Genomic DNA, 24,190 nt, shown 5'->3' with positions numbered 1-24,190 from the left:
CTCCCATCAGGAGGCTTGCATGCAACCTTATTACTGGGCATCCCACCACGGCAATTTCGGCGACGACCTCAATCTGTGGCTCTGGGATTATCTTCTTCCGGGCTTTCGCGACGTCCACGCCGATACGATGCTGGTCGGCGTCGGTACCGTTCTCAACCCCGTCCTGCTTCCGCCCGGGCAGAAGAAACTGGTGATCGGCAGCGGCTATGGCTATGGCGAGGCACCCGATATCAATGATCCCGAATGGGACGTGCGCTGCGTGCGCGGACCATTGACGGCGGCGAAGCTCGGTCTTCCCCTCGACAGAGGGATCACTGACCCCGCGGCCCTCATCCCCGATATGCCGGAATTCCAGAACCTGCCGAAGATCCACAAGAAGACCTTCGTTCCCCATTGGGAATCGGCGGAATTCGGCATGTGGCAATCGGTCTGCGAGCCCGCCGGACTGACTTGGCTCGACCCGCGCGGCGAAGCGAAATCGGTCATCCGGGCGATTGCCCAGTCCGAGATGATCGTTGCCGAATCCATGCATGGCGCGATCCTGGCCGATGCATTCCGGGTGCCGTGGATTGCCGTCAGCACCTCCCGATCCATCAACAATTTCAAATGGAACGACTGGGCACAGTCCGTCGGTGCGACCTATAACCCGCACTTCGTGCCGGTTTCGACGCGCGCCGAGGCGGTGGCCAAGAAAACCAAGTTCTGGGGAATGAGCTTCGATGGCGGCGGCCAGCAGCAGCCGGCCCATCACGAGCCTGCGGACACGGATGCGTCGGTAATGACGCGGACTTCTGCGCCGACAGCTCCTGCTCAGTCAGGCCTTCGCGGCATGGCGAAGCAGGTCCTTGCGGCACCGTCGATCCTGGCGCTCTGGCAGGCCAGCCGGACCGAGCCACAGCTCAGCCCGGATGCGATGCTCCAAGACAAGAAGCAGCGTTTTCGCGCTGTTCTGGACGAGATCCGCCGCGACTACTTCTGAACGGCGGCAGGGTCCGCTGCTGCCGGAACCCCGGCAAGCAGATAGCGCATAGCATGCGGCGTGGCGACCGGAACCGGTCCGCCACGTCTTGCCTCCATCTTGTCCAGCAGGATCGCCTGCGCGACATAGGGCAGGAACTGCGGCCGGCCGAACATGTAGCTAGCGGCCGCGACAATCCCCGAATTCGACTTGGTATCGAGGAAGGCGCGATGCTCGTAGCGTTCCCGGATGTGGTCGCGGTGACGGGTAATTACCGCCCTTGCCTGCGTCGGCAGAAGCGGATCCGACAGGATCGTCTCATCCGCTTCGTATAGCGTTTTAAGATCATGGGTCCGGTGGCGGCTGCTGAGCGAATCGGCCCTGACGACGGCGCCGTAGCCGCAATGCTCGATCACCTTGTAGCGCGCACCCTTGGCCAGAGCCCGCAGATAGAGATCGTAATCCTCGCCAAGCCTCAGGCCCTCGTCGTACCGAAGACGATGGGCATCGAGGAACGAGCGACGAATAATCGGCTTCAGAAACCCTGTCTCGCCGCGCGGCTTTCCGCGCTCAGAAATATTGCCCTCGACGAATTCGATGAGCGAGATCGTCCGCGCCCTCGACTCGAACTTTTCGGGCGGCACTGCGGCGGCAGGATCGGAGATGAAGGCGATGTTGTCGGCCAGCATGTCCCAGTCGCCGAGCGCCACCATTGGCTCGAACCGTCCGGGAAAGAAGAAATCGTCCGCATCGAGAATGGCGATCAGCGGCGCACTGGAAGCGGCGATCGCCCGGTTTCTCGCAGCAGACGGGCCCTGGTTCTTCTCCAGCGAGATGATCTGCAGCCGCCCGCTGCCATCATCCACACTGCGGGCAGCGCCGGCCGTGTCGTCGCTCGAGCCGTCATCGACCACGACGACTTCGCTGACAAGCGCTTCCTGCAACGCGGACCGGACGGCGGTGGCGATCGTGTCTGCTGCGTTCTTGGCTGCGATGACGACGCAAATCGTCTGAACATCGGGGTGGGCCGTTGCGCTCTCCATGAGACTGTCTCCATCGTTCGTCGTGCGAGGACCTGAACGCAGGAAGATGGCCTCCATATGGAAGCACTGCAACAAAAACCGAAATGGGACTGAGAGCGCCGGCTAGATATCCCGGGCAGGCAGGTGTGACGTCACGTCGGACGGAAGGTTGGACACCTCTCTCGAGCGCGCAGCGACGGCGGTATCTGTCCGACCCCTGCTGCCCGCGAGCTTCTCGCGGTGAACGAGGTAAACGATGCCAACGAAATAACCCACCTGGATAATAACCGCGCAGAGGAGCGTGTGTATAAATGCTGTGTAGACGGACCCGCTGATGAAAAAGGACGCGAGCGCGAAAACGACCAGGACGCAAAGGATACTTATAAATACGCGCGGCGCATACATGATCGCCCTCCCGAGCAGCTTATAGTTCTTGGCTTCTAGACGCAGGCTCCTCCCTGCACCGTCACGATAGGACCGGCAGTAGTCGGATGCAAGCAATACAGCATCTGCTATGCCGAGTATTAATGAAACTTTCGTAAGGTTTGCCGGTTCCCTGCCCCGCCTTGGCAGTTCCTTGCGATTAGCGTGAATGGTTTCTTACCTTGGTACCACAGCGCCCAATCGCATTTCCGCCACAATTTGGACGTGAAGCTCGCCGTCTGGAACATTCCGCTCCTGGATGTCGCAGTGTCGGGGTCACCGGCGTTCAACTTTTGTTACAAAGGTGACGAGGCCCGACGAAGCCATATTGCGCTGCATCATTGTATTGCGGTGCGAAATGCGTAGGCCTTTGGTCTTATACGCAAGCTACTTCCTGGCCCTGCTCAAAGAAGCAATCACAGGTTTAGCTCTGGACTGGCCCTGCGCAGAAGCCCCCCAATACGCTAATGGCACGGGTATTATTCTAACTCCGGGTATAGTTGCCAGAAAAGAACAGTAGACCTGGGGTCGCTATTCAATCGATTGTAAAAAAATCGGAGTGCTGATCGGATTTCGGCGCGCGTCGACCCGCATCGGGACAGCGCTCCCGGAAAAAATTGGCTGGCATCAAATTCCGAACACAGACTTATTATCAAATTGTCGACGAAAAGACCCGCCGAAAGGCATCACCGACTATCGCAAAACCTAAATGGAGTTACCCTCTATGAAGTCAGCGACACGTTCGGCTAGTTCGCCGTTTGTAGACTCCGACCAGGCCTTCGGTACCCTCCCGATCGGTGGCCTCGCTAAACGCAGCTTCGATATGACCGCAGCTGCATGCGCGCTGATCCTGTTCAGCCCGCTATTTCTGATGATCATGGCCCTGGTGAAACTCACCGATAAGGGCCCGGCCTTTTATGGCCATAGCCGTATTGGCCATAACGGACGCATTTTCAAATGCCTCAAGTTCCGGACCATGGCGACCGACGGCGACGAATTGCTGCGCAACTATCTGCGTAACAATCCGCATGCCGCGGAAGAATGGCGTCTGACGCGCAAGCTGAAAGACGACCCACGCGTGACGTCTGTAGGCAAAGTCCTGCGCAAGCTCTCTCTCGACGAGCTGCCGCAGTTGCTCAACATCGTGCGTGGCGAAATGAGCGTGGTTGGACCGCGTCCGGTCGTGGACGAGGAACTGAAAGTCTATGACGCGTTTGCCGTCTATTACCTTCGCACCCGTCCTGGCCTCACAGGCCTGTGGCAGATCAGCGGTCGCAACGATGTGTCCTACGAGACGCGCATCGCTTTCGACACGCAATACGTCCAGAACTGGTCGCTGGTTCGCGACATCGCCATCATTGCAAAGACCATCCCTGCGGTCTGCTTTGCCCGCGGCAGCTATTGATCTGCGTTTCTTTTGATAGCCTGAGAAATCCTGGTCGGTCACCGGCCGCAAGAAAAACCAAGAACAAGTCACCAGACGAACTCAACAGTCGAAACAAGCGCGAGCCGACCTCCCACGGATTTGCGTTTGAATGCGATTGAAGGACCCGTAGATGTTGAAGAACGATCATTCGAAAAGCGGTTCGCCGGCGCTCCTTTTTGCAGCCGGCGCCCTGCTGCTGAGTTCAGTCGCGCCAGTCCTGGCGCAGGACAAAGCCCCGAAGACCACACAACAGACCTCCACTGAGGCCGAAACCGCAACACCTGGCAAGGCCGCGGCACCCAAGACCCCTGCAGCGGTTGCCGCAAGCGGTCCTGCCAGCGGCGGCTATAAGCTCGGCGTCATGGACAAGCTGCGCATCCGCGTGGCCGAATGGCAGCCGGCCGATGGCACGGTGCGCGACTGGGACGTGGTCGGCGGCGAATACACGGTCGGCCCGTCCGGCGCGCTGTCGCTTCCGTTTATCGGCGATCTCGACGCAGCCGGAAAGACGACCGCCGAAGTTGCCGGTCTGATCGGCCAGCAGCTGCGCGACAAGTTTGCGCTTCGAAACCTGCCCTCGGCTTCGGTTGAAATCAGCCAGTACCGGCCGGTCTATCTCGCCGGCGACGTCACGACACCGGGAGAGTTTCCCTATTCCCCGAACCTGACGGTGCTGAAGGCGGTAAGCCTTGCCGGCGGCTTGCGCCGTTCCGACGCGGGTCAGCGCTTTGCCAAGGACTTCATCAATGCGCAGGGCGACGTTGCCGTCTACGACAACCAGCGCGGCCGCCTGATTGCCCGCCGGGCACGGCTTGTGGCCGAGGTTTCCGGATCGCGCGATCTGCCGATCCCGGCGGAGCTGAAAGACGTGCCCAATGCCGCGCAGCTGATTGCCAGCGAGACATCGCTGATGAAATCGCGCCGCGACCGCTATGAGCTGCAGCTGCAGGCCCTCAACGAGCTGCGCAGCCTTCTCGAAAGCGAAGTGAAGTCGCTCGCGCAAAAGACAGAGACGCAACAGCGCCAGCTCGATCTCGTGTCGGAAAACCGGGACAAGATGTCCCGGCTCACAGAACAGGGTCTGGCTACCAGCAGCCGCCTTCTGACCATCGAGGAGCGCACGGCCAGCATCCAGTCGACCCTGCTCGACATCGACACGTCGACCTTGAAGGCAAAGCAGGATATCAGCCAGGCGAACCAGGACGAGATCAACCTGCGCAACGACTGGGAAGCAGACCGGGCAAAGGAGCTTCAGGATACCGAAGCGGAACTCGAAAAGCTCGGCCTGCAGCTGACCACCAGCCGCCAACTGATCTCGGAGGCAGTTGCACAGTCCGCCGAGGCGCTGCGCTTCGACCCGAGCAAGACAGCCGCGACGATCAAATACACCGTCGTGCGCGACGAAGGCGACGGCCCCAAGGAAGTGGCCGTCGACGAGAATGCCCGTCTGATGCCGGGCGACGTGGTGAAGGTGACCTCCGAACTGCTGATGCAATAGGGGTAACCGGATGAAGATTGCCAAGTCGTCCCTGATCGACCCGGAGAAGAACGAGATCTACGGGATTGCCGCTGTCGCGCTGTCCTTTTTCGTCTTCGCCTATTCGAGCAGGTTCGGGCAGATCTCGATCCTTGCCTATTACGGCGTATGGTTCCTTCCGGTCGTGACCGACTACCGACGGGTCCTGGGCCGCTATTCCCGTTTCCTCTGGATCTTCTCCTTCGGCATCTTCTGCTTCATCTCCGCTTTCTGGTCGCCAGCCTTTGGCGTGTCGCTGCGCACGGCCATCCAGTATCTGACGCATATCGTCTGCGCATTGATTGCCATGCGGATGCTCAGCACCAAGACGCTGCTGCGCGGCGGCCTGATCGGAACCGGGATCGTGCTCGTCTATTCGATCCTGTTCGGCACCTATCTGATGGACGCGATGGACAATACGTTCAGCTTCGTCGGCGCATTTTCCTCCAAGAACCAGCTGGGTTTCTTCGCGTCCCTCGGCGTGATCTTCTCCTATGCGGCGGTGATGCTGTTTCGCATGCGCGGCATCTGGATGATCGGTGCCGGCGGCGGCGCGCTCCTGTCGGCCTACTGCTTGCTCGCCTCGCAGTCTGCGACCTCTGTCATAACCACGGCCGGTGTCGTTGCGCTCTGCATCGGCCTGCAGGGGTTCATGTTCTTTTCGCCGAAGCACCGACGCGGCTTCTTTGCGATTGCGCTCGTGTTCGGGCTTGCCGGCATTGTCGGTGCGCTGCAGTTTGGCGCGATGGATGCGATCCTCGGCGTGTTCGGCAAGGACTCGACCCTGACGGGCCGCACCTATCTGTGGCAGCAGGGCATTGCCGCCGCTGCACAGTCTCCCATCATCGGCATGGGCTACCAGGGATACTGGGTTCCAGGCGCCTCCGAGGCCGAACGCCTCTGGCAGGAATTCTTCATCACCGGCCGCAGCGGTTTCCATTTCCACAACACCTATATCGAAAGCATGGTGGAGACTGGCATCATCGGCACGGGCCTGCTTGTCTTCATCCTGATCGCCTGCCTCACCGGCCATCTGAAACGGCTGCTGACCATCTCGCGCACGCCGGAATCGCTGCTGTTTGTCGGCCTGTCGACCCTGCTTGCGATTCGGTCCTTCGTGGAGATCGACATCCTCAACCCATACCAGGTCGGGTCTTTCCTGTTCTACTTCATGGCCGGTCGTCTGACGCTGGCGGTCAGGCCGGTCAAGGCAAAGGCGGACCGCCCTCAATACGGTTTCATGCCGAATTCACCCACGGGGCCCGAGCGCGGGCAAAATGGCGAACCGGGCATTCCGGCAGGCTGACACGCCCAAACGGGCGTCGAAGGACGTGAAGACAATGCCTACTCTCTATTCAATCCAGTATCTGAGAGCCTTTGCGGCGCTGGCCGTGGTGCTGTTTCATGCTGGCGAGAAAAGCGGCCTGCACTTCACCATCGGTGCGGCGGGTGTCGACGTGTTCTTCGTCGTCAGCGGCTTTATCATGATGGCGATCAGCGACGCCCGCTCGGCAAGTCCCGGCAAGTTCTTCAAAAACCGGCTGCTGCGCATCGTGCCGATCTACTGGGCGGCGACGCTTCTGATGATCGCCGGCGCCCTCGCCGGTGCGTTTCCAAACCTCGTGCTGAGCCTGCCGCATGTGCTGGGCTCGCTGCTGTTCCTGCCCGTTGCCTCGCCCAGCACCGGCGCACTCTGGCCTGTCCTCGTGCAAGGCTGGACGCTGAACTACGAGATCTTCTTCTACGCCGTGTTTGCGCTGACCCTGTTTGCGCGCCCATCGGCCCGGCTTCCGTTGCTGGCGCTGGTGTTCGGAACGCTTGTCGCAATCGGCCTCGTCATGCCGCCCGAAAATCCGTCGGTTGGCTTCTACACGGCCCCGGTCATTCTGGAATTCGTGGCCGGTGCAGCACTTGCAAAACTCTGGCAGCGCGGCGCCGTCCCACCGGCCCCGATCGGGCTGGCGCTGATCTGCCTGTCGATCGCCGGGTTCGCGGCGATCCAGATTTTCAAGCTTGAATTCGATGCGTGGTCCTGTGGACCGCTTGCGATCATGCTGGTGACCGGCGCGCTCAGCCTTGAAAAGAGCCGCTCGGTCCCAAAGATCCCTGCCCTCGCCTATCTCGGCGATGCGTCATACTCAATCTACATCTGGCATACGTTTGCGGTCTCGGTCGCCGTCAAGATCCTGTCGTCTGCATCCCTGCCGCCTGTCGCGGCAACCACGATCGCCGTGGTCGCCGGCACGCTGGTCGGCGTCCTCGCCTATGAAGCGCTGGAGCGGCCGATGCAGGCACTGGTGAGGGGAAAGCGGACGAACCTGTGGCGCCTTCCGGCGAAGCAGACAGAAAGACAGCCGGTCCCTTGACCGGCCATCCGTTCTTAGTGGTGTGCCGCTAACTCAGGCGTATTGCGGCGGATCGTCGTTTTCATCCGGGTTCGGCACCGGATCTTCATCCGGCAACCTGTCGGGCTCCGGCTCACCGATCGGAGGGACCGGCGGAGCGGGTGTAGGCGGGATTGGGCCGGGTACGGGTTCAAATGGATCCTGGGCCATGGGCACTCCTCTCTCTTTGACTAAAGGGAACATCGCAGCCTCAAGCTGCCATGCGTTCCTCGACCGAACGCCAGTTCACGAGCTTGTCGAGGACGGCGCGGATATGCTCCGGCTTTCGGTTCTCGTAATCGACGTAATAGGCATGTTCCCAGATATCGATGCCGAGATAGGCGGGACGTCCGACAGCAATCGGGTTCTTGCCGTCCTCATAGCCGATCAGTGCCAGCTTGCCGGCGTCATCACGAGTGAGCCACACCCAGCCTGTGCCGAAGACCGTATCCGAGATATCGACGGCGCGCTTGATGAAGCCATCATAGTCGCCGAACGTCTCGTTGATTGTCGTTGCAACCTCGCCCTGCGGTCGGTTCGGGCCACCGGGAACGAACTGATCCCAGTAGGCCACATGGTTCCAGGCCTGGGCGGCATTGTTGAAGATCTTCTTGTCCGCATCGGCATCGGACTTGGCTGATTCCACAACGATCGCCTCAAGATCCATGTCGGCATATTTGGTGCCGGTCGACAGCGTGTTCAGCTTGTCGAAATAGGCCTTGTGATGCTTGCCGTAATGCAGGCCCACGGTCTTTGCGGAAATGACGGGTGCCAGATCGCCCTCGCCGAATGGCAGCTTCGGCTGCGCAAACGGCGCGGCGGCCCGCGCAATATTGGGAATTGGAAACACAGCAGCGGCCGCTGTGAAAGCGGTTGCGGTGAGAACGGTTCGACGGTTGAGTTCCATGAATTGAGCTCCTTCCCTGTTGTCTCTGGAAGGAACAACCCCTTAAGCGCTCATCGGTTTCCCGATTTCGCCGATTCCGCCTGACAATTGCGTGTTGTGAACCGCCGCCGTCATGCGTCCGGCACGTTGTCCTTGAGCTCTTTGATCCAGATCCGGCCATTGCCATCCGACGGTGCCCGCCAGTCGCCGCGCGGCGAGAGCGATCCGCCCGACGTCACCTTCGGCCCGTTCGGAGACGCAGAGCGCTTGAACTGGCTGATGGTGAAGAAGCGGAACAGGAACGTCTCCATCCAGCGCTTGATGACGGGAAGGTCGAACTGCCGCTTCTTCTCCTCCGGGAAATGCGAGGGCCAGGCGCCAGCGCCCGCATCCTTCCATGCCTGCAGCGCCATATAGGCGATCTTCGACGGCTTCAGGCCGAACCGGGTGAGATAGTAGAGCGTGAAATCATGCAGATCGTAGGGGCCGATCTTGTCTTCGGTGCTTTGCATGGCCCCGTCGGCGCCTGCCGGCACCAGTTCCGGCGAGATCAGCGTATTGAGGATGCGCTGCAGCGTTGCATTGGTTTCATCATCGAAGCTCTCGGCCTCGATGACCCAACGGATGAGGTGCTGAATCAGCGTCTTCGGCACCGAAGCGTTGACGTTGTAATGGCTCATCTGGTCGCCGACGCCGTAGGTCGACCAGCCAAGCGCGATCTCCGACAGGTCGCCGGTGCCGAGCACAAGCGCGTTGCGCTGGTTGGCAGCGCGGAACAGGAAATCGGTTCGCAGACCCGCCTGCACATTTTCAAACGTCACGTCATAGACCGGCTCGCCACCGCTGAACGGATGTTTGAGATCGTGCAGAAGCTGGGTGGCAAGCGGCTTGATGTCGACCTCTTCGGCCGTAATGCCCATGCCGCGCATCAGCGCCCAGGCATTCGACTTCGTGTCGTCGCCGGTGGCAAAGCCCGGCATGGTAAAGCCGAGAATATCGGTGCGCGGCCAGCCGAGCTGATCATAGGCCTTGGCTGCGACCAGCAGCGCATGGGTCGAATCGAGGCCGCCTGATATGCCGATGCAGAGGCGCTTGATGCCGGTCGATTTCAACCGCTTCATCAGGCCCTGGACCTGGATGTTGAAGGTTTCGTAGCAATCCTGGTCGAGCCGCTTCGGATCTGATGGCACGAACGGATAGCGCTGGATGGCCCGCTCCAGATCAAGCGTTTCTTGCGGCCGCTCGAAGTCGAACAGGACGCGCCGGAACGTCTTGCCTGCCGTCAGATGCAGCGTTGCGGCATCGTTGAACGTGCCGGTGCGCATTCTCTCGAGACGCAGCCGCTCGACATCGATATCGGCGACGCACATCTGCGGGCCGGCCGGAAACCGCTCGGTCTCGCCCAACAGATCGCCCAGTTCGTAGATGCAGGCCTGGCCGTCCCAGGCGAGATCGGTGGTGGATTCGCCGGGGCCGGCCGCCGAATAGAGATAGGCCGCAAAGTTGCGCGCCGACTGGGTGGCGCAAAGCAGCTTGCGCATCTCCGCCTTGCCGACGGTGATGTTGCTGGCCGACAGGTTGGTGAGGATCAGAGCACCGGCCATGGCGCCGAAATCGCTCGGCGGCGCTGGCAGCCAGACGTCTTCGCAGATCTCCACGTGGAAGATGAAATCGCGGATATTTTCAGCGGCAAACTGCAGATCGATGCCGAAGGGCACCGCTTGTCCGGCAACCGAAATCATCATGTCGCGCACGCTGCGGCCGGATGCGAACCAGCGCTTCTCGTAGAATTCGCGGTAATTCGGGATATGGGTCTTCGGCACCACACCGAGAATGCGGCCTGCATGGATGACGACGGCGCAGTTGAACAGACGTCCTTCGTGACGCAGCGGTGCGCCGACAAGAAGCACGGGAAGCAGCGCCTTGCTTTCCTCGACGACCGTTGCAAGCGCGCTTTCGACCGCATCGAGTAGAACGTCCTGGCCGAGCAGATCGTCGATCGAATAGCCGGAAATGCCAAGTTCCGGAAACACCATCAGCGCAACGCTGCGCGCGTGACCTTCACGGGCCAGATCCAGCGTCGCACGCGCGTTGAAGTCCGGGTCGCCGAGTTCGCAGACGGGCGTGCAGGCGGCGCCGCGAATGAAGCCGTGGCTATAGGGCGAATGGAAATTCATCTGGCACTCCGAAGGCATGGTCATTGGCCGCGATCGTGACGTCTCGCATTTGCGACTGCCCGAGACGCCTACCTAAATCATTGGCCTGTATAGCACCTCTGTAAACACGCGCCAGCATAGCGACATCAGAATCGGGTGACGTTGGAAATGGCAACGGCGATTGGCAAAATCGAATTTCCGTGACAGCTTGTCCGAACGTGTGACCGCACACGGTTTTTCCCGCATGCAATTTTTTTTAAGAAAGCCAAATTCAAACGTCATATTTTGGAGCGTTGTCATGTCCGTACTGGATGATCTTCTTCGCCAGAAAGCTGAGATCGAGGCACGCATTCTCGATGCCCGGGCGCAGGAAATCGATCGCCTCAAGCTGGAATTTGCCTTCCTCGCGCTCAAGCTGCGGGAGCTGAACGGTCTGCCGAAGCCGCTTGTGGACCTGTTCACCGACAAGGGAGGAACGTTCAACTCATTCCGGGCGCTGAACGTCAAGAAGCCATAGCCGCCAGCGTCAGAGGACCCTGCGATGGACCTGGCGCAGCTTGCGAAAGACTTAGCTCTCACCGAGCGGACACGACTGAAGATACTGCGTTCGGGCTTCACCGTCAGCGGACACAAGCTCTGGACGGACGAGGAAGACCTGATCTGCCGGATCTTTCATCCCGATTACTTTGCCATAAGCCAGGTTCTGCATGCCCGGTCGAAAAAGGCCATACAGACACGCTGCCAGAGACTGGGTCTTGCACCACGCCGGCAGGCCTGGGGATGGTCGGCCCGGCAGAAATTGCGCAGGCTCTATCCCGCCGCAGACCGGAAAGAGATCTGCGACGCGTTTCCGGGCGTCAGCTGGGACCGGATCCAGGCGGCGGCCCGCTATTACGGTTTTCGCCGCAGCCGGAAGCCCTACAAGCTGACAGGCATTCCGGCGCTGGATCAGCTGCGAAGCCGCTGCTACGCGATCCGGTGGATCATGCGCGATATGGATGAAGAGGCCGGCACCGGCCAGTATTTCCAGACCCGCGGATACAAGAGCCGCTACCCGGATTTCAAAGCCATCGACAAGGGTGTCCGGGCGCTCGGCGGCCATCTGGAAGTCCGCTGGGACGACGCAAAAGGCGGGCATGTCCCGCCGGACATACCCGCCTTTCAAACCAGCCTTGGGAGGCTAACTCGATAGAGACGTTCAGGCTGCGGCCTGGGCGCTCGCATTGAGCGGGATCTCGACGTCGATCTCCAGGATAGTGCAGTGCTCGTCGCGATCCATCTTTACCGTTACGCGGTCGGCGTCCAGCTGGACGTGTTTGGCGATGACGGCCAGAATTTCCTCGCGCAGCACGGCGACCAGATCGGTGCCGACAACCATGCGTTCATGAGCAAGCAGTACCTGGAGACGCTCGCGGGCCGCGGGCGCCGATTTCGGCCTGTTGAAAAGGCGGAACATGTTCATGCGGCCTTCCTTCCGAAGATCTTGCCGAAGAGACCGCGCTTTTCGCCCGGGATGGTCATGGGCAGGACCTCGCCGGCGAGACGCCGCGCGGCATCGAAATAAGCCTGGGCCGGAGCGCTCTTGGCGTCGGCCAGCGTCACCGGCGCACCGATGTTGGAGGCACGCAGCACATCCATGCTTTCCGGAATGATGCCGATCAGCGGGATCGACAGGATTTCCAGAACGTCGTCCACCTTCAGCATGTCGCCACGCTCGGCACGGTTGACGTCGTAGCGGGTCAGCAAAAGATACTTTTCCATCCGCTCGCCGTTTTCGGCCTTGAGCGTCTTGGAATCGAGAAGACCGATGATGCGGTCGCTGTCGCGCACCGAGGAGACTTCCGGATTGGTGACCACGACGGCCATATCCGCATGGCGCATGGCAAGTGTCGCACCGCGCTCGATGCCGGCAGGGCTGTCGCAGATGATCCAGTCGAAGTAGCGCTTCAGATCGGCCATCACGCGCTCGACGCCTTCGGATGTCAGGGCATCCTTGTCGCGTGTCTGCGAGGCGGGCAGCAGGAACAGGTTGTCGAGGCGCTTGTCGCGGATCAGAGCCTGCGGAAGCTTCGCATCGCCCTGGATGACGTTGACGAGGTCGTAGACGACCCGGCGCTCGGCACCCATGACGAGGTCGAGGTTACGCAACCCGACATCGAAATCGACGACGACGACCTTGTCGCCGCGGCTGGCGAGCGCTGCGCCGAGAGCCGCGGTCGAGGTTGTCTTACCGACCCCTCCCTTGCCCGAAGTCACAACTATGACTTTCCCCATACCAATCTCTCCTGTGTCCTGCCGGCCCGTTATCATTTGCTTTTTTTCATTTCTTAACTGAGCGTTTCTGCCATGATGATGTCGCCGTCGAGCCAGAGCTGGACAGGCTGCCCGCGAAGGCTTGCGTCCATGTCCTCGGCCATCTTGTAGATGCCGTCGATCGCGACCAGTTCGGCCTCGAGCTTGCGGCAAAATATCCGTGCCGTTGCATTCCCCAATGATCCAGCCATGACCCGGCCGCGTATTGCGCCGTAGACATGCACCGAACCGCCGGCGATCACTTCGGCACCGGAGGCAACCGAACCGATAACGGTCACGTCACCTTCCGCGAAGATGACCGACTGACCGGAGCGAACCGGCTCGTTGATCACCAGCGACTGGATGACCGGCCGGACCTCGGCAACCTTGATCGGCTCGTTGCGGAGCTGACTGTCGGTATCCGTTTCCGGCTGCTTGGCACCTTGCTTGGTAGCAACGCCAACTTGTCCGGAGCTTTCTTGAGCCGACTTATCCTCGGACTTTTCCGGGACTTCGAAATCGGATGCAGCCTTGCCGCCCCGCATCGCCGGCGGCATTCCGGGGCCAAGCATCGACGGGCGAGCGCCTTCGATCCCCATGATCCGGACATTGCGTTCGGCCAGCTGTTCGAGCAGGTTCTTCAGCTCGATCTTGTCGATCGAAACCTCGGAAATATCGAGCACGACCGGCCGGTCGAGAAAGAAGCCGGCCGAGCGGGCTGCCAGATCGTCAAGGCGCGAGAGCCAGTTGTCGAGCGGCAGATCGGGGGACAAGACGACCGCCAAAAACGAGCGGCCCTTGATACGGATTGAGCGAGCGTCTGTTAGCACTTTGGTCATCTACGTAAACAAATCGTTGACGTTAGATGTAGCGCCGGGGTGGTTAACAAAAGGTTAACGCACCCCTTCAAAGCTTTAACGAAGACCCTTTCTAGGGCAATTTCAGGCCGGCCGTTTCGGCAGCCTCGATCGCCTCGTCATAGCCGGCATCCGCATAGCGGATAATGCCGAGCGAGGTGTCGTTGGTGATCGAATGTTCAAGCCGTTCGGCGGCTTTTTCCGTCCCATCGGCAATGATCGTGACACCGGCAGATGTCATGTAACCCGCATAGCCGCCGCCGCCCGAATGGATAACGACAAGGTCCGCCATCGACGCGCACATCGTCATCGCGTTGATCAGCGGCCAGTCAGCGATCGCATCCGATCCGTCCTTCATGTTTTCGGTCATGATATTGGGATGCGCCATGGCGCCGGCGTCGAGATGGTCGCGCGAAAACGCGATCGGCCCGGCAAGTTCGCCGCTTGCGACCAGCGCGTTCACGGCCAACGCAAGCTTCGTGCGCTCGCCATGACCAAGCCAGGCGATCCGCGCCGGCAGGCCCTCGAAAGGCACGTTCTCGCGCGCCAGCCGGATCCAGTTGGTGACGATGAAATTATCCGGGAAAAGCTCGAGCACGAGATCGTCGATGCGGGCGATATCGCTCTCTTTGCCCGACAACGCCATCCAGCGGAACGGTCCGATCGCCTTGCAGAACAGTGGCCGCAGATAGGCTTCGGTAAAGATCGGAATGTCGAACGCGTTGGCAACGCCGCCCTCGCGCGCTTGGGTGCGGATCAGGTTGCCGTTGTCGAACACTTCCGCACCCCGTTCCTGCAGGGTCAGCATGGCGCGGACATGATCGGCGATCGAGGCGCGGCTCGCCGCCATCAGCTGGCCCTGGCCCTCCTTGCGAAGACGCCGCACTTCGTCAAGGCTCATCCCCTTCGGGACATAGCCATAGACCAGATCGTGCGCCGAGGTCTGGTCGGAGACGATATCGGGCACGATGCCGCGCTTGACGATCTGCGGGTAGATGTCGGCGGCATTGCCGACGAGACCGATCGAGACAGCGCGTTTGTCACGAACTGCCGCATCGATCATCGCAAGCGCCGTATCGAGATCCGGCGCGACCTCATCGAGAAACCCGATCTCGCGGCGCTTGGCGACCCGTTCCGGATCAATATCAACCACCAGGATCGCAGCGCCCGCCATGCGACCGGCGAGCGGCTGCGCGCCGCCCATGCCGCCGAGACCTGCCGTCAGGATGAAGCGACCGGCAAGCGAGCCGCCGAAACGCTTCTCGGCGATCCGCATGAAGATTTCATAGGTGCCCTGAATGACACCCTGGCTGCCGATATACTGCCACGCCCCGGCCGTCAGCCCGCCCCAGCAGATCAGCCCCTTTTCCTGCAGCGCATAGAAATACTCGGCCTTCGCCCACTGCCCCACGATGTTGCAATTGGCCATGATGACGAGCGGCGCCTTGTCATGGGTCTTGAGCAACCCGACCGGCTTGCCGGACTGGATGATCAGCGTCTGATCCTCGTCCATCGTCTTCAATGTGCGCACGATCGCCTCATGCGCCGCCCAATTGCGCGCCGCCTTGCCGAGCGCCGCATAGACGATCAGATTGTCCGGATCCTCGCCCACTGCCAGCACGTTTTCCAGAAGCCGCAGCAGAGCCTCCTGCCGCCAGCCCTTGGCGCGCAGTTCGGGCCCACCGGGGATCGGGAAGTTCGGATGGCGCGGGTTGGGCTTTGGCATGTGGATCGTGTCCTCTTTGATGTCGGGGACTTAGCCCCTCACCTGTTCTCTCGTCGCGTTGCTGCCCCTCACCCTAACCCTCTCCCCGCTCACGGGGAGAGGGGACGTGCCCCGATTCGGGCAGGGAGCGAGCGGCTTGCGTCCTTCTCCCCGCGCGCGGGGAGAAGGTGCCGGCAGGCGGATGAGGGGCAAGCCAAAACCCCCTCTGGCCTGCCGGCCATCTCCCCCACAAGGGGGGAGAAAATCTGCGGCACTGTCGCGTCCCAAAAAGGCTGTGACAGTGCGGCAGGTTAAGCCCCTCCCCCTTGTGGGGAGGGGTTTGGGGCGGGGTCTGCTCCGCCCTATCCCAGCGCATAATCCGCAATGCTGATCCCCAGCGCCGTCTCGCAGATCGGGTAGACCGAGGGATCCTTGACGCTCGACGACAGCGGGATGAGCGTCTTTGGCACATGCAGCAGAAACACCGGCATCCCGACTTCGAGCTGACCGACGCTCAACGGTTCGCCCTGCGGCGACAGTGTCGCGATGATGTCCGGGAAGGTGGCGAGCCGGTTGCCGCCGGCATCGTCCACCGCCATGTATTCGTTCATGACATGCAGCGTGATCGCCCGGTCGCCTGACCCAAGCGTGATCGTGCCGACATCGAAGGCTTCCTTGGTATAGACCACCGATTTGGCCGTTACCTCGGCCTCTGCCAGGATCGTGCCGCCGGTCGTCCTGACGATCGCGTCGATGACGGCGGATCCACCCTTGGCATCGGCCTCGATGATTTCTTCGCCGAGCGTCAACGCCAGGCTGATGCCGCCGAGCGCTGCATTTTTGCGCACATAGGAGGCGCGCAGCGGATTGCGGCATGAGGCGATGAAGCCGCCGGACATGTCCGAGGCGGTGCGCAGGATCGGCGAGACCTTGGCGGTGGCGCCGCGCACGACGAGTTCGATATAGCGGTTTTCCGCGCGGTTGCCGCCGACTGCGGTCTGGATCATCTGCTGCGGCGAATTGGCCATGCCGATCGAGCCCATGTCGCCGGTCGGATGGGCGCGCACGTCGCCGACCGCATCGAGCACCTTCGTGCCGAGGATGGCTGATGGCAGCCAGCCGTTGAGCGTCGAGGATTTGCCATTCTGGCCGATCATCAGCGCTGAGACCTTTTCGCCGAGCGCATCCTGCAGCAGCTGCACCGCCTTGACGTAGTCGATGCCCTGCATTTCCCAGGCCGTGGTCGAGGCTGGGGCACCGATCGCGGCAGCCGTCGCCACCCAGTCGTCGTCGGACAATTCGTCGATGGACACGAGTTCGGGCCGGCCGACCGAGACGGCCGCATAGCCGAGCATGCGGCCGTGATCCGACCAGCCACCGCCGCCGGCCGCATAGACCGAGCCGCCGCGAACCGCCGCCTCGACATCCTTCTCCGTCAGTATGCGACCCATGCCCTTGCCCCTATTGTTTGTCGAGTGCCAAGACCGCCTCGTAGAGAACGGCAGCGCCCAGCGCGATATCGTCGTTGTCGGACCACTCTTCCGCGGCGTGACTGCGGCCATCCTTGCTGGCGATGAAGATCATCGCAGCCGGCGCCACCTTTGAGAGAAAGGCCGCATCGTGACCGGCGCCCGACACCATCGGTCGGCTGGTCGCGCCGATCCGCTGCGCACTTTCGGCAAGCACGCCGGTCACCATGTCCGACATCGGCGTCGGCGCCGCATGCGAGACCCGGCGCGGGTCGGCGATGGTTACGCTACGCTCCGAGGCTGTCTGTGCACAAAGCGCGGTGACGGAAGCGACGAATTCGTCCATCACCGTGTCATCCACAGCACGCGCATCGATCAGCATGCGGACATGCGAGGGGATGACGTTGGCGGCGTTCGGCTCCATCGAGAACTCGCCGACCGTGCCGGCGAAATAGCTTTTACCCGAGGCGAGCTTGCGGGCGATTTCCTCGATGCCGAGCACGATGATGGATGCGGCCCCCAGCGCATCATAGCGGGCATTCATCGGCGTGGTGCCGGCGTGGTCGGCGCGGCCTTCCACCAGGATCTCGAACCGCGAGATGCCGGTGATCGCGCCGACGATGCCGATATCGACGTTTTCACGCTCCAGCACCGTGCCCTGTTCGATATGCAGCTCGAAGAAGGCTTTGATATCGGTGCGCGTGAACACGGCATCCGGATCTCCGCCGACCTGGCGGATGCCGTCCGCGAGCGTTACGCCATCGGTGCTGCGCTCCAGCCATTCCGGCGGGCGAACGCCGGTCATGCCGCGGCTGCCGATGCAGGAGACGCCGAAGATCGAAACTTCCTCGGCGAGAAAATCGACGATTTCCAGATCGTGTTCGAGCGCGATGCCGGCATCCTTGAGCGAGCGCGCCACTTCGAGACCCACGAGGACGCCGGCGATGCCATCGAACCGGCCGCCGTTCGGCACCGTATCCGTATGCGAGCCGAGCATGATCGTGCCCTTGCCCTCCACCGTTCCCCTGCGCCGCCCGGTCATGTTGCCGGCGGCATCGATGTGGGTTTCGAGCCCGGCCTCGCGAAAGATCTTCTCGACGTAAGCGCGGCCCTTCAAGAACATCGGCGTGAAGGCCCGGCGCGTCCAGGGCCTGTCCGGTTCGGTGATAGCAGCCAGCGCCTCGATATCGGCTGCGATCCGGTCGGCGTTGACGGCGAGATTGGAGGTCATGCGATCAAAAATCCTGAAGTGAAAGGTTGGCCGGGGGCCGCACGAACCGGCCGGTGCCGGGCTGCGCCAGCACCTTCGATCCGTCATAGGCGAGTGTGCCGCGAAGATAGGTTCCGGCCACCTTGTAGGGCAAGGTCATTCCGTCATAGGGCGACCATCCGACGACGTTGTTGCCGGTCTTCGACGCGTCGAACACATGCTCTTCCGCCGTCAGCACCGCGATATCGGCGTGCTTGCCGACTTCCAGCGCGCCCTTGACGTGATCGATGCGGAAATGCCGGGCGGGATTGAGCACCATCAGCCTCGCGGCCCAGGTGAGTGACACACCGCGTTCGAGTGCGCCCTTGATAAACAGCGGCACCATGGCTTCGAGACCCGGCAGGCCGGAGGCATTGGCAAGCATGTCCGGATTGGTCTTGCGGTCGAGCGACCAGCTGACGTGATCGGTGGAGAGAAGCGTGACATTGCCGGCCGCCAGATGTCGCCAGAGCTTTTCCACCTCCGCCCGCGGCCGGATCGGCGGATTGCATTTCGACTTGCCGCCGAGCCGTCTCGCATCGGTTTCCTGGTCGAGCGTCAGGTAATGAATCAGGCATTCGACCGTGGCGCGATGCCCTTGCGCGCGGTAGCCGGCGGCGATCTCGTAACCGCGACCGAGCGAGCAGTGCACCACATGGGCCGGACAGCCGGTGGCCGCACCGATCTCGTAGATCTCGGTCATCGCCAGAAGCTCGGTCAGCGGCGGACGCGACATCTCGTGGGCACGGTAATCGGTGATGCCGGATGCCTTCACCTCAGCCATCGCCCAGCGCACATATTCATCATTCTCGTTGTGGACGCCGGCCGTCAGGCCGGTTGGCGCGATCGCGGCAAAGCACTCGGCCATCAGCGGCGCGAAGATGCGCGGAAAACGCTTCGGGTCTGTCCCGAAGGTGGAGAACTTGAAGGCCGCGACACCGGCTTCAACCTGTTCGCGGATGCGCACCGCGCCCTCCTGCGGATCGACGGTGCCATAGAGCGAGAAATCGACCCGCGCTTGGCTTTCCGCATGAGCGGCCTTGCTTCGCACGGCATCCGCCGAGCAGACCAGATTGCCCTCGTCATAGGGCATGTCGACGATGGTGGTGACGCCGCCGGCAGCAGCCGAGCGGGTCGACCAGATGAAATCCTCCTGGTTCTTCTGCGAAAGCGAATGCACCTGCGCATCGACGGCACCCGGAAGGATCAGCGACGCGCCGAGATCGTGGCTTTCGCGCGCGGACGGCATCTGGCCCTGACCGACTGACGCAACCAGCCCGTCGCGGACCGCCACATAACCTTCGGGAACGATGCGGTCGGCAAGGACCAGCGTGCCTTTCAGAACAAGATCGAAATCCGACATCGGCCTGTCTCCTTGAAGCCTTGAAGCCTTGAGCCCTTTAGCCTTGGGGCGCGCGTTCGATCGGAACCGCTTGGGGGCAGACTAGGAGAATTTGATCGGCAGAGGGATATCCCATATCGTGAACGCACGATATCATTGCTGTCATCCTCTTATATGCTCACCCGGAAGCCGTCATGGACCTTGCCTCGCTGCTGATCGCCCATCATGTGCTCGCCTTGGGCGGCATCCGCGAAACGGCGAAGGTGCTGGACCGACCGGTCTCCAGCGTCTCTGCCGCGCTGGCAAGGCTGCAGTTTCATATCGCCACACCGCTGACGACGACATCCGGCAACCGCATCCAGCCAACGCTTGAGGGCGTCAGGATCGGTCGCGATCTGCAGCGAGCTGCCATGCTGGTCGGCGAGCTCTCGGGTCTCGGCGACAAGGACGGCTCGCCCGAAGACGGAGCCCGGCTTTCCGTACCGCTTCTGGCGCTGCAGCGTTTCCTCGTGGTCGGCCGCAGCGGCAGCATAAGGCGGGCGGCGCAGGAGATCGGCATCGGCCAGCCGCAGCTGACGCGGCAGATCCGCAGTCTGGAGCGCGATCTCGGCCTTCCCCTTCTCGACCGGGCGGCCGCCGGCGCCGTTCCCAATGCGAGCGGGCAACGGGTGATCGCTCTCGGAGAAGAGCTCGAAGCGATCTGGCTGAAAATTTCTGACCATGCCGGCGACCGTTTCCGGCGTGCCGCATCGACGACCCGCGTCGGCTCGGTGACGCCGCTCGGACGCGAAAGCCTGATTGCCCGGATCCTCGCAAAACTTGCCGCCGACTGGCCGAAGCACATGCCGCGACGGCCGCTCTATATCTCAAGCACCAATGCCGAGGAGCTTCTGTCCGGTATCACCGACCGGACGTATGACCTCGTGCTGGTCGACACGCTCGACATGCCGCCCGGCGTCGAACACCTGATAATCTCGCGCAGCGGACTTGCCATGGTGGGAGCAGCCGATGTGATCCCTGACCATCGCGGCGATCTGCGGCAACTGCTGCTGCGTCACCCAATCGCGCTGCCGAGCCTCAAAAGCGGGTTGCGGCAGAAATTCGGGGCGCTGACCGAGGACATTTTGACCCCGGACGAACGGGCGGCACTGACCTTCGTCGAAATCGATTCCATTCCCGTCATCGCCAACCTCGTCAGCGATCACGGCTATATCGCGCTTCTGCCGCTCTGGGCCATTCCGCAGCCGGACGAGCGGATGGCGGCGATCGCGCTTCCCGAGGCCTACGACATGCATCTGTCGCTTGCGTGGAAAAAGGGAGCGGCCGCCGAGACGATCGCTCGCACGGCCGAACAGATCCTGAGCTCGATGACTTTTCCGGTTACAGGACGAAATCGACCAGCAGCTTGATGTTGAGGGCGCCGATGACGATGGCGATCAGCCAGGCAAAGGCACGCAGCCAGAGAGGTGCGACGAACACGCCCATCTTGCGCTTGTCGGACGTGAACATCACCAGCGGGAAGACCGCGAACGAGAGCTGCAGGCTAAGCACGACCTGCGTCAGGATCAGAAGCTCCGCCGTGCCGCCATCGCCATAGAGTATGGTGACCGCGGCTGCCGGAATGATGGCGATGCCGCGGGTGATCAACCGGCGCACCCAGGCTGCCAGCCGGATATGCAGGAACCCTTCCATCACGATCTGGCCGGCAAGCGTCGCCGTCACCGTCGAGTTCAGGCCGCAGCACAGGAGCGCGATGCCGAACAGCGTCGGCGCGATGGCATAGCCGAGAACCGGTGAGAGAAGATTATGCGCATCGCCGAGTTCCGCCACCGCCGTATGGCCGTTGGCATGAAAAGCGGCGGCCGCCAGAATGAGGATCGATGCGTTGATCAGAAGCGCGAACATCAAGGCGACGGTGCTGTCGATCGTCGCGAACTTGATCGCCTCCCGCTTCTCCTCGACGCTGTCCCCGTAATTACGGGTCTGGACGATGCCGGAATGCAGATAAAGGTTATGCGGCATGACGGTGGCGCCGAGAATACCCAGCGCCAGATAGAGCATGTTGGGATTGGTGACGATCTCGGTGGTCGGCGCAAAGCCACGAATGACCTCGCCCCAGTTCGGGTCCGCCATGGCGATCTGGATGGCGAAACAAGCGGTAATGACGCCCAGCAAACCGATGACGAAGGCTTCCAGGAACCGGAATCCGAGCTTCTGCAGGTAGAGAATGAGGAAGACATCGAGCGCGGTGATGAGAACACCGATTTCCAGCGGAATGCCGAAGATCAGGTTGAGACCGATCGCGGTGCCGATCACCTCTGCAATATCGGTGGCGATGATGGCGATTTCGGCAAACAGCCAGAGCATGTAGGCGACGGGACGCGGGAATGCGTCGCGACAGGCCTGGGCGAGATCGCGGCCGGAAGCGACCGCCAGCCGGGCGCAGAGCGATTGCAGCACGATCGCCATGATGTTCGACAAGAGTGCGACCGACAGGAGCAGGTAACCGAACTGCGAACCGCCGGCGAGCGACGTCGCCCAATTGCCCGGATCCATGTAGCCGACGGCGACGAGATAACCCGGACCGAAGAACGCGAACGCCCGCCGGAGCTTCGATCCCTGTCCGCGCACCGGGATCGAGCGATGAACATCCATCAGCGAGGCATCACCGCCGCTTTTAAGCCAGCCGCTGGAATTCATTCGGGATCGGATATCCATCGTCGATCGTGCTCTCGTTGTTGCAATTGCAATTCATTCGCACATAAAGATCGTAGTTGCAAATTATTCGCAATAAGAAATCCGAAAAGCGGGAAACTGTTCCGCGCAGCTTCACATTTTGCGAAACAGCAGTATTTCAGCCATGCTGGGGAGATCTGGTTGCTTCGCGAAACGTGGAGCAGAACCAGTTGATCGGAGAACGACATGGCGCACGATAACGGCATCCGCGAGAACGAGGTTCAGGTCACGCCGCCGGAGGCGAACGATGCGGGGCTGATCTTCATCGGACGCATTTCGACCCCCTGGACCGCACGCAGCGAAACGCCGCGTCAGGGCAGCCATACCGGACCGATCTGCCGGATCGAGATATTCGAGCCCTGGGTTGCGGCCCTGAAGGGCGTCGAGACATTCGAGAGGCTGGAAATCCTCTACTGGCTGCATCAGGCGCGCCGCGATCTGGTTCTGCAGAGCCCGCCAGCAGCGGCAAGGTGCACGGCACCTTCTCGCTGCGCTCCCCTGTCAGACCGAACCCGATCGGCACGTCCATCGTGGTTCTCGAAGGCGTCGAGGGCAATGTGCTTTTGGTGCGCGGCATGGATTGCCTCGACGGCACGCCGCTTCTTGACCTCAAGCCCGACCGGAGCCTGTTCAAGCCGATCGTGTCGCCGCAGCCAGGCGAAGCCGAGCCTGACAGTAATGCACCGACGGCGCATTACTGTCAGAAAGCTTGATGCTCAGCCCTTCAGTGCCGGGCTGAAACGGATCAGGCTGAGGATTTCGAACAGCATCTGGGCGCCCGCATGCGCCGTGTTGGTGGTCGTATCGTATTGCGGCGCCACTTCGACGACGTCGCCGCCGACGAAATTCAGACCCTTTAGCCCGTGCAGGATATCGAGCGCCTGACGGCTGGTGAGCCCGCCGATTTCAGGCGTGCCGGTGCCGGGCGCATAGGCCGGATCGAGGCTGTCGATATCGAAGGACAGATAGGTCGGGCCATCGCCGACAATCTCGCGCGCCTTGGCGATGACGGCGTCGATGCCCATCTTGCCGATCTCTTCGGCATGAATGACGGTCATCCCGCTTTCGAAGGAGAACTCCCAGAGATACTCCGCCGCGCCGCGAATGCCGATCTGGATGACCCGTGTCGGATCAAGCACGCCGTCGAGAACCGCGTTGCGGAACGGGCCGCCATGGTGGAACTTGGTGAGATCGTAGGCGCCGCCCGTATCGCAATGGGCGTCGATATGGATCATCCCGACCGGTCGGTCGCGGCCGACCGCCTTGAGGATCGGATGCGTGATCGAATGGTCGCCGCCGACCGACAAGGGGATCACGCCCGCATCGACGACCTTGTTGAAATGCGCCTCGATATCGTCATGGCTCATCTCCAGCCGGTAACGGCTGCGGAACGGCACGTCGCCGATATCGGCCACCTTCACCTCGAAGGTCGGCGCTGTCTTCAGAACGTGGTTATAGGGACCGACGCGCTCGATCGTGCGTAGCGCCCGCGGCCCGAAGCGGGAGCCCGGACGGTTGGTGACGCCGAGATCCATCGGCACGCCGATCAGCGCTACCTGAAGATCGCCGAAATCCGGATTGTCCGCATCGATGTGGACGAGCGGCGCATCGAGAAGCGTCGGAACGCCCGCATAGGGGGCCGAGCGCGTGCCGCTTGCGGAAAAGATCCGGTCGGCGACGGCGCGAAATTCCGGATCATGGATGCTGCCGCCGTGGCCTTCGCCGTATTTTGCTCGAAGCTCTTCCAGCTTTTTCGTGTCGAACGTCAT

Annotated in this window: 22 protein-coding genes and 1 pseudogene; 9 read left to right on the top strand and 14 right to left on the bottom strand. The window is 61.7% G+C overall.

Annotated features, from left to right (window positions below; translation table 11 throughout):
- Positions 1–19: 19 nt before the first annotated feature.
- Positions 20–979, top strand: coding sequence for a polysaccharide pyruvyl transferase family protein (locus tag ASF70_RS18640; RefSeq protein ID WP_062581870.1), 960 nt, complete (start codon positions 20–22; stop codon positions 977–979).
- Here the strand turns inward: ASF70_RS18640 and ASF70_RS18635 are convergent.
- Together ASF70_RS18635 and ASF70_RS18630 are read right to left on the bottom strand one after the other, a co-directional pair.
- The gene (locus ASF70_RS18635) at positions 970–2,001 is read right to left on the bottom strand and encodes a glycosyltransferase family 2 protein (protein ID WP_062581868.1); all 1,032 of its coding nucleotides are present in this window, start codon (positions 1,999–2,001) and stop codon (positions 970–972) included. The two genes, ASF70_RS18640 and ASF70_RS18635, sit on opposite strands and share 10 nt — an antisense overlap.
- Before the next feature lie 102 nt (positions 2,002–2,103).
- Positions 2,104–2,385 carry an exopolysaccharide production repressor protein gene (locus tag ASF70_RS18630; RefSeq protein ID WP_082472025.1) on the bottom strand — a complete coding sequence of 94 codons (282 nt, stop codon included), beginning with the start codon at positions 2,383–2,385 and terminating at the stop codon, positions 2,104–2,106.
- A gap of 742 nt (positions 2,386–3,127) precedes the next feature.
- On the opposite strand from ASF70_RS18630, the gene ASF70_RS18625 reads away from it, so the two are divergent.
- The 4 genes from ASF70_RS18625 (at position 3,128) to ASF70_RS18610 (ending at position 7,711) form a co-directional block, all read left to right on the top strand.
- Positions 3,128–3,808: a sugar transferase gene (locus ASF70_RS18625; protein WP_062581867.1), complete on the top strand. Its 681-nt coding sequence runs from the start codon at positions 3,128–3,130 to the stop codon at positions 3,806–3,808.
- Positions 3,809–3,959: 151 nt separating this feature from the next.
- Positions 3,960–5,327 (top strand): polysaccharide biosynthesis/export family protein, encoded by a 1,368-nt coding sequence (locus ASF70_RS18620; protein ID WP_082471974.1) that lies wholly within the window; start codon positions 3,960–3,962, stop codon positions 5,325–5,327.
- Positions 5,328–5,337: 10 nt separating this feature from the next.
- The gene (locus ASF70_RS18615; protein ID WP_082471973.1) at positions 5,338–6,651 is read left to right on the top strand and encodes an O-antigen ligase; all 1,314 of its coding nucleotides are present in this window, start codon (positions 5,338–5,340) and stop codon (positions 6,649–6,651) included.
- Between the two features lie 34 nt (positions 6,652–6,685).
- Positions 6,686–7,711 carry an acyltransferase gene (locus ASF70_RS18610; protein ID WP_062583043.1) on the top strand — a complete coding sequence of 342 codons (1,026 nt, stop codon included), beginning with the start codon at positions 6,686–6,688 and terminating at the stop codon, positions 7,709–7,711.
- 33 nt (positions 7,712–7,744) lie between these two features.
- Here ASF70_RS18610 and ASF70_RS24365 read toward each other — a convergent pair whose 3' ends face one another.
- The 3 genes from ASF70_RS24365 to ASF70_RS18600 form a co-directional block, all read right to left on the bottom strand.
- Positions 7,745–7,900: a hypothetical protein gene (locus tag ASF70_RS24365; protein WP_092659468.1), complete on the bottom strand. Its 156-nt coding sequence runs from the start codon at positions 7,898–7,900 to the stop codon at positions 7,745–7,747.
- Positions 7,901–7,940: 40 nt separating this feature from the next.
- Positions 7,941–8,636 (bottom strand): superoxide dismutase, encoded by a 696-nt coding sequence (locus tag ASF70_RS18605; RefSeq protein WP_062581865.1) that lies wholly within the window; start codon positions 8,634–8,636, stop codon positions 7,941–7,943.
- A 110-nt stretch (positions 8,637–8,746) separates the two neighbouring features.
- Entirely contained in the window at positions 8,747–10,792 is a 2,046-nt protein-coding gene (locus ASF70_RS18600) for an NAD(+) synthase (protein ID WP_062581864.1), read from the bottom strand.
- Positions 10,793–11,069: 277 nt separating this feature from the next.
- Between ASF70_RS18600 and ASF70_RS18595 the strand changes: the two genes are divergently transcribed.
- On the top strand, positions 11,070–11,288 hold the full coding sequence (locus tag ASF70_RS18595; protein ID WP_062461605.1) for a hypothetical protein: 219 nt from the start codon (positions 11,070–11,072) through the stop codon (positions 11,286–11,288).
- A 24-nt stretch (positions 11,289–11,312) separates the two neighbouring features.
- Positions 11,313–11,963, top strand: a complete 651-nt coding sequence (locus ASF70_RS18590; RefSeq protein ID WP_174197076.1) for a hypothetical protein — start codon at positions 11,313–11,315, stop codon at positions 11,961–11,963.
- A 6-nt stretch (positions 11,964–11,969) separates the two neighbouring features.
- Here ASF70_RS18590 and minE read toward each other — a convergent pair whose 3' ends face one another.
- The 7 genes from minE to ASF70_RS18555 form a co-directional block, all read right to left on the bottom strand.
- The gene (gene minE / locus ASF70_RS18585; RefSeq protein WP_062461607.1) at positions 11,970–12,233 is read right to left on the bottom strand and encodes a cell division topological specificity factor MinE; all 264 of its coding nucleotides are present in this window, start codon (positions 12,231–12,233) and stop codon (positions 11,970–11,972) included.
- On the bottom strand, positions 12,230–13,045 hold the full coding sequence (minD, locus tag ASF70_RS18580; protein ID WP_062581861.1) for a septum site-determining protein MinD: 816 nt from the start codon (positions 13,043–13,045) through the stop codon (positions 12,230–12,232). Before minD ends, minE begins: the two co-directional genes overlap by 4 nt.
- Before the next feature lie 53 nt (positions 13,046–13,098).
- Positions 13,099–13,902, bottom strand: coding sequence for a septum site-determining protein MinC (gene minC, locus ASF70_RS18575; RefSeq protein ID WP_062581859.1), 804 nt, complete (start codon positions 13,900–13,902; stop codon positions 13,099–13,101).
- A gap of 91 nt (positions 13,903–13,993) precedes the next feature.
- A complete protein-coding gene (locus ASF70_RS18570; RefSeq protein ID WP_062581857.1) occupies positions 13,994–15,646 on the bottom strand; it encodes a urocanate hydratase in 1,653 nt (550 codons plus the stop codon).
- Positions 15,647–15,987: 341 nt separating this feature from the next.
- Complete coding sequence (locus ASF70_RS18565; protein ID WP_062581855.1) at positions 15,988–17,076, bottom strand: DUF917 family protein; 1,089 nt, start codon at positions 17,074–17,076, stop codon at positions 15,988–15,990.
- 10 nt (positions 17,077–17,086) lie between these two features.
- Positions 17,087–18,325, bottom strand: a complete 1,239-nt coding sequence (locus ASF70_RS18560; RefSeq protein WP_062581854.1) for a Zn-dependent hydrolase — start codon at positions 18,323–18,325, stop codon at positions 17,087–17,089.
- 4 nt (positions 18,326–18,329) lie between these two features.
- A complete protein-coding gene (locus ASF70_RS18555) occupies positions 18,330–19,706 on the bottom strand; it encodes an amidohydrolase family protein (protein WP_062581852.1) in 1,377 nt (458 codons plus the stop codon).
- A gap of 173 nt (positions 19,707–19,879) precedes the next feature.
- Between ASF70_RS18555 and ASF70_RS18550 the strand changes: the two genes are divergently transcribed.
- Positions 19,880–21,094, top strand: coding sequence for a LysR family transcriptional regulator (locus ASF70_RS18550; RefSeq protein ID WP_062581850.1), 1,215 nt, complete (start codon positions 19,880–19,882; stop codon positions 21,092–21,094).
- Here the strand turns inward: ASF70_RS18550 and ASF70_RS18545 are convergent.
- A complete protein-coding gene (locus ASF70_RS18545; protein WP_062581848.1) occupies positions 21,066–22,385 on the bottom strand; it encodes an Nramp family divalent metal transporter in 1,320 nt (439 codons plus the stop codon). The genes ASF70_RS18550 and ASF70_RS18545 overlap by 29 nt on opposite strands.
- Positions 22,386–22,607: 222 nt before the next feature.
- On the opposite strand from ASF70_RS18545, the pseudogene tsaA reads away from it, so the two are divergent.
- Positions 22,608–23,134: pseudogene (gene tsaA / locus ASF70_RS18540) on the top strand (tRNA (N6-threonylcarbamoyladenosine(37)-N6)-methyltransferase TrmO).
- 3 nt (positions 23,135–23,137) lie between these two features.
- Here tsaA and speB read toward each other — a convergent pair.
- The gene (gene speB / locus ASF70_RS18535; RefSeq protein ID WP_062581844.1) at positions 23,138–24,190 is read right to left on the bottom strand and encodes an agmatinase; all 1,053 of its coding nucleotides are present in this window, start codon (positions 24,188–24,190) and stop codon (positions 23,138–23,140) included.

It is taken from the genome of Rhizobium sp. Leaf321 (assembly GCF_001423215.1).
Classification (GTDB): domain Bacteria; phylum Pseudomonadota; class Alphaproteobacteria; order Rhizobiales; family Rhizobiaceae; genus Neorhizobium; species Neorhizobium soli.
Note: the sequence above shows the minus strand (reverse complement) of the source record. Positions and strands in the feature narration are given on the sequence as shown.